9 protein-coding genes are annotated in these 12,592 nt (G+C 72.4%); 7 read left to right on the top strand and 2 right to left on the bottom strand.

Annotated features, from left to right (window positions below):
* Positions 1-11: 11 nt before the first annotated feature.
* Positions 12-1,028 carry a PaaX family transcriptional regulator C-terminal domain-containing protein gene (locus FLW16_RS41745; RefSeq protein WP_142566527.1) on the bottom strand — a complete coding sequence of 339 codons (1,017 nt, stop codon included), beginning with the start codon at positions 1,026-1,028 and terminating at the stop codon, positions 12-14.
* Positions 1,029-1,207: 179 nt separating this feature from the next.
* Positions 1,208-2,614, bottom strand: coding sequence for an alpha/beta hydrolase (locus FLW16_RS41740; RefSeq protein ID WP_142566526.1), 1,407 nt, complete (start codon positions 2,612-2,614; stop codon positions 1,208-1,210).
* Positions 2,615-2,807: 193 nt separating this feature from the next.
* On the opposite strand from FLW16_RS41740, the gene FLW16_RS41735 reads away from it, so the two are divergent.
* The 7 genes from FLW16_RS41735 to FLW16_RS41705 form a co-directional block, all read left to right on the top strand.
* Positions 2,808-3,800, top strand: coding sequence for a phosphate/phosphite/phosphonate ABC transporter substrate-binding protein (locus FLW16_RS41735; protein WP_142566525.1), 993 nt, complete (start codon positions 2,808-2,810; stop codon positions 3,798-3,800).
* Positions 3,793-4,575 carry a phosphonate ABC transporter ATP-binding protein gene (locus tag FLW16_RS41730; protein ID WP_142566524.1) on the top strand — a complete coding sequence of 261 codons (783 nt, stop codon included), beginning with the start codon at positions 3,793-3,795 and terminating at the stop codon, positions 4,573-4,575. The genes FLW16_RS41735 and FLW16_RS41730 overlap by 8 nt, the downstream gene beginning before the upstream one ends.
* The gene (gene phnE, locus FLW16_RS41725; RefSeq protein WP_142566523.1) at positions 4,568-6,316 is read left to right on the top strand and encodes a phosphonate ABC transporter, permease protein PhnE; all 1,749 of its coding nucleotides are present in this window, start codon (positions 4,568-4,570) and stop codon (positions 6,314-6,316) included. Before FLW16_RS41730 ends, phnE begins: the two co-directional genes overlap by 8 nt.
* A gap of 33 nt (positions 6,317-6,349) precedes the next feature.
* Positions 6,350-7,555 (top strand): cytochrome P450, encoded by a 1,206-nt coding sequence (locus FLW16_RS41720; RefSeq protein WP_185949837.1) that lies wholly within the window; start codon positions 6,350-6,352, stop codon positions 7,553-7,555.
* A gap of 515 nt (positions 7,556-8,070) precedes the next feature.
* Positions 8,071-8,970, top strand: coding sequence for a hypothetical protein (locus tag FLW16_RS41715; protein WP_142566521.1), 900 nt, complete (start codon positions 8,071-8,073; stop codon positions 8,968-8,970).
* The gene (locus FLW16_RS41710) at positions 8,967-10,355 is read left to right on the top strand and encodes a S9 family peptidase (RefSeq protein WP_142566520.1); all 1,389 of its coding nucleotides are present in this window, start codon (positions 8,967-8,969) and stop codon (positions 10,353-10,355) included. Before FLW16_RS41715 ends, FLW16_RS41710 begins: the two co-directional genes overlap by 4 nt.
* A gap of 1,027 nt (positions 10,356-11,382) precedes the next feature.
* The coding region (locus tag FLW16_RS41705) for a non-reducing end alpha-L-arabinofuranosidase family hydrolase (protein WP_142566519.1) at positions 11,383-12,592 on the top strand (1,210 nt) is incomplete at its 3' end.

Raw genomic sequence — 12,592 nt, 5'->3', positions numbered from 1 at the left:
CGGGCACCGCATCAGCCGGCCAGGCCGCCGCCGGCGAGGAGGTCCAGGCGGTCGCGGTCGGTCGTCTCGTCGAAGCTCGTGTGACGGCGAGTCGCCGGCGACTCCAGGGCGGACGCCTGCGCGAAGGTGTGGTGCGCGGCCAGCCCGGCCAGCTCCGGGTCGTACTCGGCGAGGATCTCACGGAACCGCCGCTCCGCCGGCTCCCCGAGCGAGTCGTAGATCTGCACGCAAAGCTGCCGAGCCTCCTCGCGCGGCCACCCGGCGGGCAGCAGCTCGGCGGGGAGGTCGGGGTCGAGCGTGGGGAACGCCCGCCAGTCTGTCATGATCGCGGTTCGCAGTCGCAGCGCCTCTGTGGGGCACGGGCCGGCCATGGCCAGCCGCTCGGCCACCGGCCGGTGGGCGTCGATGAAGCGCAGGTAGCGCTCGCGCAGCGCGGCGGTGTCGAAAGCGCGGTCCAGCACCGGGTCCAGGTCGTCGTCGGCGACCTTGCGGGCCCGGAACACGACCGCCCCGCGCACGCCCAGCCTTCGCACGAGTTCGACGACGTCGTCCGTCTTGTCGTGCGGAGACACCCACACCGCGTCGAAGATCATGCCGAAGTGCAGCAGGCGCAGCCCGTCGCGCAGCGCGCGCCGGGTGTCCCGCTGGTCCTCGGGCACCGAGAACGTGACGACCGTCCACTGCCCGTCCCAGCGCGGTGTGGTGGCGCCGAACGTCAGCAGCCGGCGCATGTGCGCCACGATCACGTCGGACGCCCGGGGCGGCAGACCGTACGCGGTGGTGCGGCCGTTGCGGGAGCTGACCAGCAGCCCTCGTGAGGCGACCCGCCGCAGGGCGGCGCGGGCGCTGGTCTCGGTGATGCCGAACTCCTCCAGCAGCCGGACCAGCGCCGCCGACGGGATGTGCTCCTGCCGCCAGAACCAGTAATCGCCCAGCAGCGTGGTCAGCAGCCGCTGCGGCTCGGCCCCTTGCCGGGCCCTGGGCAGGGAGCCGGGTTCCGGCGACGCGGTCACCCGGCGTCCCTCCATCGTCAGACTCCTCAGCCGGTGTAGGTGCCCCAGCCGGCCACTCCCCGGATAGGGGCGTGCTCACCGGGCTCGACCTGCGTGAATCCTACGTCACCCGGCTCCGCGTCCGTCCGGGCCCTTCCCGGCGGTCCCGGCCGCGGTCCGGCGGTGCCGGGACGACGGTCACGCGGGATGCCTCCTCACCCTTCACCGCCGGGGACGTGGGGGCGCAGGAACCGGCCGGGGGTGTAGTGAACGAACTCCGCGGCGCCCAGGTCCGGGTCCTCGGCGGCCAGGCGTGCGGCCAGCTCGTTGAGCTGATGAGCGTCGGCGTCCGCCCAGCGGCCGGTGGTGACCCGGTTCCTCAAGGTCTGCACCGCGGCGACGAACTCGGCTCCGGTGTAGCGGCAGTGACCGGGCCGGTCGACGAACGCCTGGCGCAGCATCGCCTGGTTCCCGGCGCGCCGCACCACGTCGGAGTAGGCGCGGGCCTGGGTGACGGTGGGGTAGTTGTCGCCGCGCTCGTGCATCGTCAGGACCGGGACGCCGAGCGCGCCGCGCGGGGTGAAGTAGTTCTCCATGTAGGTGACGGCGCCGGGGTCGGCGGAGACGCGCGGCGCCGCCGCCAGGGCCGCGAGGTCGGCGTCGAGGTCCAGTCCTGCGCCGTCGTAGAGGGCGCGCACCTGCTTCACACGCCCGGACTCCTGAAGTTCCCTGCGGTAGTCCACGCCCGTGTTCCAGGAGAAGTTCCCGCCTGCCCGCTGTTCCAGCGGATAGCGGGGAGAGAAGACGGTCGCCATGAACGCCGCGTACTCCTGGGCCTCCTGCGCCGCCCAGTCGCGTGCCGCGGGTTCGGCGGTGCCGGCCACCGACCAGGTGGAGACCTGGGCGAAGGACGCGGCCAGGGCGATGCGGGCCCGGCCGGCCGGAGTCTGCTGGGCGGCGTCCAGGACGGCGCGGGCGGCCGCGCCGCTCCGCGTCTCCTCGTCGGCCGAGGCCGGCCGGACGAGCTTCACCGCGTCGTCGCCGGGGGCGAGCAGCGTCTTGAACGCGAAGGCCGCGTCGAACGACTGGTTGAGCATCGCCACCGGCCCGGCCACCGAGGCGCAGTACGGCAGCGCGCCGTCGATCAGGTCGGGCCGGCGTTCGGCCAGACCGGCAGCGATGGCGCCGCCCATCGAACCGCCCCAGGCCAGGGTGGTCGTGGGCTTCCCCGCGACCTCGGCGAATACGGCGAGCGTGTCGGCGGAGGCCGGCAGGGTCTCCTCGACGGCCCAGCCGCTCCCGTAGGGCCGGGTGCCGGCCAGCGCGTACCCGTGGGCCAGCAGCCAGCTCTGCGCGGCGGGGTTGCCGCCGAGGTCGGCCGGCAGGTGCTGCGGTCCGGCGCCCTGGCCGTAGCCCGGGCTGAACGTCAGCACGGTGCCGTTCCAGTTCTGCGGCACCTCGATCGCGTAGGTGGCGCCGCTCGGGTGGACGCCCGTGACGCTGACGGGACCGGCCTGGCCGGACGCGGCCGAGGCGTGCGGGAGGCCGGCGGCCGGCGGGATGGCGAGTGCGAGAGCCGTGGCCGTGAGCACCGTCAGGGCACGGGTCGCCCGATTGATCACTGAACGGGGATTGATGTCCGCCTCCATGAGTGGGAAGCTGCTGCGACGCGAGATCCGCAACAGTTCGTCGTACGGTCGTCCGAATTCCGCCGCTAATTATGTTCGGCAAAAATCTTACGGTCGTCACAGAACTGTTGACAATGCTCTCGGGCCTGCTTACTTTGGCCCGACCATCTGCAAGTGAGGAGCCGCGATGTTCCGAAAGTCAGCTCTGGGCGTCGTCGCGGCGGGTGCCGCGATCGCACTCCTGTCCGCCTGTGGTGCAGGCCCCGGTAGTACCCGCAGCGCGTCCGCCGACGGTGGCCGGCCCGACGAGCTGGTCTTCGCCGCCATCCCGTCGGAGCAGAGCGACAACCTCGAGGCGTCGTTCGCCCCGATCGTCTCCGCGCTGCAGAAGGACCTCGGCGTCCCGGTGCGGTTCCAGGCCGTCACCAGCAACGCCGCGGTCGTGGAGGCACAGGTCGCCAAGCGGGTGGACATCGCGGTCTACGGGGCCTTCAGCTACTACCTGGCCCGTAGCCGCGCCGACGTCGAGCCCGTCGCCGTCCCGCTGGCCGCCCCGGGCGGCGACCCCGGCGCCTACGCCTACGGGGTGATCCGCGGCGACGACAAGTCGATCACCTCGCTCAAGGACGTCGCCGGCAAGGACGTCTGCTTCACCGACCCCGGCTCCACCACCGGCTACCTGCAGCCCCTCGCCTCGCTGCGGGAAGCCGGCGTCGACGTGGACAAGGACGTCAAGACGGTGTTCACCCACGGGCACGACACGGCGGTCGCCTCGCTGCTGGCCGGTGACTGCGACATCGCCTTCGTCGGCGACGTGTTCATTGACCAGCTGCTGCCCGCCCGCGGCCAGCTCAAGCCGGGGCAGGTCACCAAGGTGTGGACCTCGCCGCTCATCCCCGGGCCGCCGATCGTGGTCGGCAGGTGGCTTCCGCAGGACACCCGCGACAAGATCGTCAAGACGGTGACCGGCCTGACCGCCACCGGCGCCGCCTCCGCCGGGCTGTGCAAGGGCGGCGAGATCAAGGGCCCGAAGAACTGGGGCCAGTACGCCGACGCCGCGGCCTGCACCCTCGGCGCCTCCACCGCTTGGACGTTCGTCAAGGCCACCGACGCCACCTACCAGCCGATCGCGCGCATCTGCGAGATCACCAAGGCCGAGGTCTGCACGTCCGGTGGCTGAGGAACCCGCCGTGATCGGCAACCCCGTGCTGCGGCTGTCGGAGGTCGTCAAGGGCTTCCACGGCGCCACCGTGCTCGACGGTGTCTCACTGGACGTCCCGCAGGGGCGGTTCGTCGCCCTGGTCGGCCCCTCCGGGGCCGGCAAGTCCACGCTGCTGCGGCTGGTCAACGGCATGCACCTGCCGGACAGCGGCACCGTGCGCACCCTGGGCGAGAACCCGGCCGCCTGCTCCCGGAGCCGGCTGCGCGCCCTGCGCGCCAGGGTCGGGTTCGTCTTCCAGCAGTTCGGTCTCGTCGGGCGGCTGTCCGCGCTGGAGAACGTGCTGATGGGGTCGCTCGCCACCCTGCGGCTGCCGAGATATGGGGTGATGAGCTACCCACGCGCGCTGCGGATCCGCGCCGTGGAGCACCTGGACCGGGTCGGGCTGGCGGACCGGCGGTTCCAGCGCTGCGACACGCTCTCCGGCGGTCAGCAGCAGCGGGTCGCGGTAGCCCGGACCCTGCTGCAGAGCCCCGAGCTGATCCTCGCCGACGAGCCGGTCGCCTCGCTGGACCCGGCGGCGAGCGTGCTGGTGCTTGAGACCCTCAAACGGATCAGCGCCGAGGACGGCATCTCCGTGGTGTGCAGCCTGCACCAGATCGAGCTCGCGCTCGCCACCGCCGACCGGGTCGTGGCGCTGCGCGGCGGCCGGCTGGTGCTGGACGAGCAGGCCGCCGGCCTCACCGCCGAGCGGCTGCGGGACGTCTACGACACGGCGGGGGCCCGCGATGGTTAGCACCACCCCCGCGACGCACGCCCCGGCCGCGGCGGACCCGGGCCCGCTGCGGCCGCCGTGGAGCGCCCGCGCCCTCATCGCGGCGGGGCTGCTCGTCGCGGCAGTGGCCGTCACCTGGGTGACGTTCTGGTGGATCGGCCTGTCCCCCGCCTCGCTGGCCGCCGGGTTGGACGACACCGCGCGGCTGTTGCGCCGGATGTGGCCGCCGGACCTGCCCGGCGCCGGCGACGTCGCCTGGATGATCGCCGAGACTCTGCTCATCGCGGTGGCGGGCACCGGCCTGGCGGCGCTGGCCTCGGTGCCGCTGGCCTTCACCGCCGCGCGCGACCACTGCGGCCCCCGCTGGCTGCGGCCGGCCGCCCGGGTGGTCGTCGTGCTGACCCGGGCCGTGCCGACGCTGGCCTTCGCGATCCTGTTCGTGCGGATCTTCGGCCTGGGCCCGCTGGCCGGCGCGCTCGCCGTCGCGGTGCACTCGGTGGGCATGATCGCCAAGCTGCTGGCCGACGCCGTCGAGGAGACCGACCCCGTCCCCGCCGAGGCGGCCCGCGCGTGCGGGGCCGGCGAGGTGCAGGTGGCCGTCTCCACCGTGCTGCCCCGCGTGTTCCCGGCGCTGACCGGCATCGTGCTGTACCGCCTCGACATCAACATCCGGGCGTCGGCCGTGCTCGGCGTCGTCGGGGCCGGCGGCATCGGCGTGGCGCTGCAGACCTCGCTGGGCAGCCTCAACTACCACAGGGCGGCGGGAATCATCTGCGTGATCGTCGTCCTGGTGCTGCTGCTGGAGCTGCTGTCGGTGGCGGTCCGCCGCCGCACGGTTCGCCAAAGCACGGGCCGCCAAAGCACGGGCCGCCACCTCACGGTCCGCCGCACGGTTCGTCAAAGCACGGGCCGCCGCACGGTCCGCCACCCCGGGGCAGGCCGGTCCGCCGGGGACACGACGGGCACGGCCGCGCTGCCCGCCGGGCGCGCCCCGCACGACGTCGGCTGGGACCGGGGGCGGGTGCTGCGGGTGGCCGGCGCGGTCGCGACGGCAGTCGTCTTCCTTGTGTCGCTGTGGTCCCTGAACCCCGACCCGGGCCGGCTGTCCGGCGCCTGGCCGAATCTGCGCGGCGTGCTCACCGGCATGTGGCCGCCCGCGTTCTCCGGCGACCTGCTCATGGCGGTGCTGGAGAGCCTGCTCATGGCGCTGGGCGCCGCCGCGGTGGGCGCCGCCTGCGGGCTGGTGCTGGCCCTGCTCACCGCCGTCACCACCACCCCCTGGCGGGCGCTGTCCGTGGCGGTCCGGGTGCTGCTCGTCGTGGTCCGGGGCATCCCCGACCTGGTTTACGCGCTGCTGTTCGTGGCCGCGCTGGGGCTCGGCCCGTTCGCCGGTTTCCTGGCGCTGTGGATCTCCTCCACCGCGCTCGCGGCCAAGTTCTTCGCCGACTCCCTTGAGCAGCTCGACCCGCTGCCGCACGAGGCGCTGACCTCGGTCGGGGCCCGCCGGTGGCAGGCGTTCGCCGCCGGGATCTGGCCGCCGTTCGTGCCGTCGTTCACCGGCAACGGCCTGTTCGTGGCCGACCTGGCGTTGCGCGAGTCGGTCGTCCTCGGCATCGCCGGCGCGGGCGGCGTCGGCTACCTGATGCAGGAGTCGATCGCCACCCTGCGTTACGACACCACCGCCGCGATCGTCATCGCGATCGCCGTCGTCGTGTACGCCATCGAGACGCTCGCCCGGGTCGCACGCAGGCATCTGCTGTGAGCGGGCGGGCTCATGACGGGAAGGGATCTCACCATGACCACCACCGCCGACGGCCTCGGGCGCGCCTCCGACTGGGACCCCACCGCACCGGAGACCTTCGACAGCTCGCACGAGGTCTACGCCGAGCTGCGGCGACGCTGCCCGGTGCCGTGGAGCGACGCCTTCGGCGGCTTCTGGGCCGCCACCCGCTACTCGGACGTGGTGCGGGTGGCCCGGGACAGCGAGACGTTCAGCACCGCGGTGCAGAACGTCGTCCCACATGTGCCGCGCGCCCAGCGCCGGCCGCCGCTGCACTTCGACCCGCCCGAGCACGGGATCTACCGCGCCCCGATGGACCGGGTGCTGCGCCGCAGCGTGGTGCGGCGTCTCGAACCGGCCTTCGCGGAGGCGGCGCGCGAGCTGCTGGGGCCGCTCCTGGCCCGCGGCGGCGGCGACTACTCCCAGGAGTTCGCGCTGCCGTACGCGGCGCAGTGCTTCGCGCTCTTCCTCGGCCTGCCGGTCGACCAGGTGCTGGAGATCCGCCGGATCGGCGTCGCGTACAGCTTCGCCATCCAGGAGATGGACCGGGCCCGGGTCATGGCGGCGAGCGAGGAGCTCTACGCGATCGCCCGCGCCATCGTCGAGGACCGCAGGGCCGACCCCCGCGACCCGGACGAGGACCTGGTGACCAGCCTGCTGCGGGCGTCCGGCGACCCGGAGCGGCCGATCCCGTACGACCTGGTCGTGGCCACCGTCCGGCAGACCATCGTGGCCGGCATCGGGGCGCCGCACGCCGTGCTGGGCAGCGCCGCCGTACATCTGTCCCGCGACCCCGACCTCCAGGACCGGCTGCGCGCCGACCCCGGGCTGCTCCCGGCGACGGTCGAAGAGCTGCTGCGGCTGTACGCCCCCTATCGGGTGTTCGCCCGGACCGCCACCCGGGACGTCGATCTCGGCGGCCGCACGGTGCGGGCCGGCGAGGCGATCGCCATGATCTTCCCCTCGGCGAACAGGGACGAGGCGGTGTTCGACGACGCCGACCGGCTCGACCTGGAGCGGCGGCCCAACCGGCACCTCGCGTTCGGCCGAGGTGCGCACCGGTGCCCCGGCGCGGCGATGGCCCGGCTGGAGATGACGGCCGCGCTGGGCGAGTTGCTCGGCGGCACCACCCGCGTCGAACCGGACGGCGAGGTGGAGATGTTCAACTGGCTGGAATTCGGGCCCAGGTCGGCACCGCTGCGCCTCGTCCCCCGCCGCTGAGCCCGCCTCCGCAGCCGCCGGACGCGAGCACCAGCCGTCGGCGTACGCCCGCGCCTCAGGTGCGGCCCTCGACCCGGGGGTCGAAGGGGCGCGCACTCCGGTGCGTTCCGATGACGTTTACCGATGCCGTCGTGGACGCGGATGTCGTTCTTCAGGTCGTGAACCGGGCACGTCAACCCCACCACGGGGGGCGGCTCGGACGCCTCCGGCCACCTGCCGCGGCCGCCGGGCGGCGCTTTCACCTCGGGCGGCAGGGTCAGCCGTGCACCGGGGCGCCCGACGTGCCTGCGCCGCGCCCGGCGTACGTCCCGGTCGCTCCGCCACCTGATCAGGGCGACTATCGGGGATTGACATTGGTGACAGAAAGCTGAACGATCGTCTCCGTTGGAGACGGCAATGTGCCTCACAACAGCTGCCAGGCGCCCCGCCGGCCACTCGCGGACCTCGTCGGCCCCGAGCCAACACCCCCTGCCCGTCCATGACCGTGGAGGAAACGCAACATGCTTGCCCGCTCCATGACCGCGCGGACCCTGCTGGCGGCGACCGTGGGAGCGGTCGTCATCGCCGGCTCCACGACAGCGGCGTCCGCCCAGAATCCGCCATCGCCGAAGCCCTCCACGACCGGCGCCTCGACGCGGGCCATACTGCCCACGGTCCGGGAGGCGGCCGAGGGGTTGCCCGGACACACCGTCTACCGCCCGGCCGATCTCAAGGCCCTGCGGAAGGGCAGCCTGCCCGTGATCGTCTACGGCAACGGCGCCTGCGCGACGAGCAACCTGGAAGGGATCACGTTCCTCACCGGCCTGGCCTCCCAGGGATACATCGTCGTGGCCAACGGCGCGATGGACGAGTTCGCCGTCCCCAACACCCCCGAGAACACGATCGCGCACCCCGAGGCGCTCCTCGCGGCCGCCCATTGGGCCACCGAGTCGAAGCAGGCCCGCAAGCAGTTCGACGGGCGGGTGGACACGACGCGGGTCGGCGTGCTCGGCCACAGCTGCGGCGGCGTCGAGGCCCTCGCCGCCGGGACCGACCCCATGATCGACGCGGTCGCCGGGTTCAACACCGGGTATTTCGCGGAGCCGGCCTTCGGCGGCTACGGGCGTGACCGTCTCGCCGACCTGCACACGCCGACGCTGCTGGTCAACGGCGGCCCTGACGACGTCGCCTACCAGAACAGCATCGACAACTACGCCCTGCTCGACGTCCCCGCCGCCCTGGTCGGCGACACGGCGGCCGGCCACACCGGCTTGATTGCGGGTCTCGAGGCCACCAAGGGCTGGCAGGTGGCCGCGGACTGGTTCGACTACGTCCTGCGCGGCGACCGCGCCGCCGGGGCGCGCTTCGTCGGTCCCACCTGCGGGCTGTGCGGCGAGGACGGGTGGAAGGTCGAGTCGAAGGGGCTGTCGCTGTGATCCGTCGTAAGACGACCGCGTGCCTGGCCGTCGCGCTGGCGACCGTCGTCGGAAGCGGAACCGCCGCCGCGGCCTCCGCCAGGCCTCCCGGCGGCACCCCCTGCCTGCCGGACTCTCCCGCCCACCCCACCTGCGTCAGCGGCACCCTCGACGACGGCACGCCGTACGAGTTCGTCGTCCCGGCCCACTGGAACGGCACCGTGGTGGTCGCCCTCGACTTCGCGGGCTCGGGACGGAACGAGCCCCTGACCGCGCGACTGCTGGCCGACGGCGTGGCCCGCGGCGGGACGAGCCGGGCGATCACCGGCTGGGACATCCGGTCCGCCATCGACAACCAGGCCGAGGCGCTGGCCCGCTTCGAGGACGCCTACGGCCGGGCACGCTACGCCATCGATTCCGGAACCTCGATGGGCGGTTTCGTCTCCGCCGGCGTCGCCCAAGTCCACCCCGGCACCTTCGACGCCGCCGTCCCGATGTGCGGCGGCCTCGGCGGGTCCGTCGGCCAGTGGAATCAGAAGCTCGACACGGTCTTCGTGCTCGAGCGCCTGGTCGCGCCGGGGCTGCCGGTCGTCGACATCCCGGAGGACGTCGAATCGGCCCGGAAGGCATGGATCGACGCCCTCGTCGCGGCGCAGCAGACCCCCGAGGGGCGGGCCCGGATCGCGCTGGCCGCCGCCATCGGCCAGTTGCCGGCCTGGGGACGGAACCCCGACGGGTCCGTGCCGCCGCCTCCGGACAGCGGGGACGCCGCCGCGCTGCAGCAGGGCGCCTACCTCGCGCTCGCCGGTGGGCCCCTGCCCTACATCGGGCAGGCCATGAGCAGCCGGCGCCAGATCATGGAGGTGGTCGGCGGGAACCCGTCCTGGAACACCGGCGTCGACTACGAGAAGCAGTTGCGTCTCGCCGATCCCGCCCTCCGGCGTGCCGTCCGCGACCTGTACAAGGCTGCGGGTCTGGACCTCACGGCCGACTTGAAGAGCCTGGCCGCCGCGCCCCGCATCGCGGCGGACCCGGACGCCGTCAAGCGCTTTTCGCGCGGCATCGTCCTGGACGGCGACCTGCGGATCCCCGTGCTGACCGTGTCCGGCACCGGTGACCAGATCTCCACCGTCGCCCAGCAGCAGTCGTACGGGGAGAATGTGCGGCGGGCGGGAGCGAACTCCCTGCTGCGCCAGACCTACACCGAAACCGCCGGCCACTGCGACTTCTCACCAGCGGAGCAGGAGGCGGCGCTGATGACGATGCTCGACCGGCTGCGGAGCGGTCACTGGCCCGCGACGTCCGCCCCGGCGATGAATGCCCGTGCGGCGGCGCCGGCTGCCGACCTCGCCCCTCGATATGTCCCGTTCACCCCGCCTCGGTTCAACCGCCCCTATCCCGGCTGAGCCGTACGGGTCGCTGCCCGGACCACCCCGGTCCGGGCAGCGGCTTCTCTCGACACGCCCCGCCGCTCGCGACGGGGCGACGGCCTCTTCAGGGCCGAGGCGTACGTCTGCGTCCCTCGGAGGAATCCACCGCGCGGCTCACCGCGACCGTCCCCCGCGCTCGACGCCGCGACCATCCCCCCAGGCACCGCACGGCACCCCGCTCACACAAGCAGCCGCTTCACAAGCAGTGGGAACGAGTCGCTGCCGAACTCAGCGCCCATGACGCACCCGGCGACGTACGCCGCCGGCGTGAGTCCCGGGGTCATCGGTGACATGACATATCCGCGCGGGCGTCGGACGGCCTGCGGCTGCGCCGGTGATGACACGACGAAGGCGACCGGCCGGGGCATTCGTCCTTGCCGCCGTGAACCTCCTCATCGGTGACTCTCCGAGAGAGGCGGCTCCAGGGACGTGGTGTCTGTCCGCCGGACCGCCCCACACCATGGCCTCCCGGATGGTGGCCACAGGTCGGCTGTTAACGCTAACAATTTTTTCCCTGCCGCGGTTCCTTCTCTGTCGCATGGCTGTGGTGGCAGGTCGGAGCAAATACGAGACGAAGAGACGATGTCAAGAACGGGAGCTCGCGCCCACGAAGGGCCGGCGGACGGGCATGCGGCTCATCAGGCGTTATCAGGGGTCGCCGTCCGTGACCGCGAGAGCGGCACTCTGAAAGTTTCTTAAGAGCCTTGACACATTTCGGCACGGTTTCCCAAACTGTGTCCTCGAGGCGGCTTCCTCCTGCCATCTGGTGGCGCGCGGTGAGGACCGCCGTTCGCGACGCCCTGGTGGTGTGCGTTCCCTGATCACGGGACGCGGCGTCGATCGCGCGGAGTGACCCCCGCGCGTCCGCTTTTCCTGCAACGGCTCCATCGCCGTCGGCGGCTCCACGACCTTCGGGTTCACCGCGAACGGCACCGTGCCCACCCCGGCCGCTACCCGCACCGGCTCCTGACCGCGGTCGGACATGATGATGAGGAGAACACAGATGCGTCTGCCCTGGAGAGCGCGGTCACCGCGTCCTTCCGCCGTCACGACCGCGCCGCCGTCCCGGCGGCGCTCGCGCCGCGGCCTCGTGATCGGCTCCATCCCGGTCCTGCTGGCCGGCGTCGGCGGCCTGGTGATCACACAGCCCGCCCAGGCCGCCGTCGCCTGCCGGGTCGACTACGCCATCAGTTCGAGCTGGCCGGGCGGCTTCAACGCCAGCGTCACCATCAACAACCTCGGTGACGCGGTCGACGGCTGGCGGCTGACCTGGTCCTTCGGCGCCGGCGAGCAGATCACCCAGATCTGGAACGCCACTCAGACCCAGTCCGGCTCGTCGGTGACCGCCACCAACGTCTCCTACAACGGCAGCATCCCCAGCGGCGGCAGCACGAACTTCGGATTCAACGGATCCTCGAACGGCTCCGCCCAGGTGCCCACCTCGTTCTCCCTGAACGGTGTGGCCTGCACCGGCAGCCCGGGCTCGCCCAGCCCCTCCCCCACGCAGTCGCCGACGCGTTCTCCGTCCGCGTCTCCGTCCGCGTCTCCGTCCGCGTCTCCGTCTCCGTCCCCCTCTCCGTCTCCGACCGGCACGTGCGCTCTTCCGTCGAGCTACCGCTGGACCTCGACGGGCGCGCTGGCGACGCCGAAGTCCGGGTGGGTCTCGCTCAAGGACTTCACCAACGTCACCTACAACGGCAAGCACATCGTCTACGCCACCACGCACGACACCGGGTCGACCTGGGGTTCGATGGCCTTCAGCCCGTTCACGAACTGGTCGGACATGGCCTCGGCCACCCAGACCAAGATGAACTCCTCCACGGTCGCGCCCACGCTGTTCTACTTCGCCCCCAAGAACATCTGGGTGCTCACCTACCAGTGGGGCGGGACCGCCTTCTCCTACCGCACCTCCAGCGACCCGACCAACCCCAACGGCTGGTCGGCGCAGCAGACCCTGTCCACCGCGAGCATCTCCGGCTCGGGCACCGGCCCCATCGACCAGACGCTCATCGGTGACGGCCAGAACATGTACCTGTTCTTCGCCGGGGACAACGGCAAGATCTACCGGCAGAGCATGCCCATCGGCAACTTCCCCGGCAGCTTCGGCTCCAACTACACCCAGATCATGAGCGACTCGACCAACAACCTGTTCGAGGCGGTCGAGGTCTACAAGCTCCAGGGCCAGAACAAGTACCTCATGCTCGTCGAGGCGA

Origin of the sequence: Microbispora sp. KK1-11, from assembly GCF_006874435.1 — a bacterium.
Classification (GTDB): domain Bacteria; phylum Actinomycetota; class Actinomycetes; order Streptosporangiales; family Streptosporangiaceae; genus Microbispora; species Microbispora catharanthi.
This window is presented reverse-complemented; position numbering and strand designations above follow the sequence as displayed.

What these genes read in the sequence shown, in the direction of transcription:
- phnE (WP_142566523.1), top strand. Translation starts at nt 4,568, where the DNA reads ATGGTTAGCACCACCCCCGCGACGCACGCCCCGGCCGCGGCGGACCCG.
- FLW16_RS41745 (WP_142566527.1), bottom strand. Translation starts at nt 1,028, where the DNA reads ATGGAGGGACGCCGGGTGACCGCGTCGCCGGAACCCGGCTCCCTGCCC.
- FLW16_RS41720 (WP_185949837.1), top strand. Translation starts at nt 6,350, where the DNA reads ATGACCACCACCGCCGACGGCCTCGGGCGCGCCTCCGACTGGGACCCC.
- FLW16_RS41735 (WP_142566525.1), top strand. Translation starts at nt 2,808, where the DNA reads ATGTTCCGAAAGTCAGCTCTGGGCGTCGTCGCGGCGGGTGCCGCGATC.
- FLW16_RS41715 (WP_142566521.1), top strand. Translation starts at nt 8,071, where the DNA reads ATGACCGCGCGGACCCTGCTGGCGGCGACCGTGGGAGCGGTCGTCATC.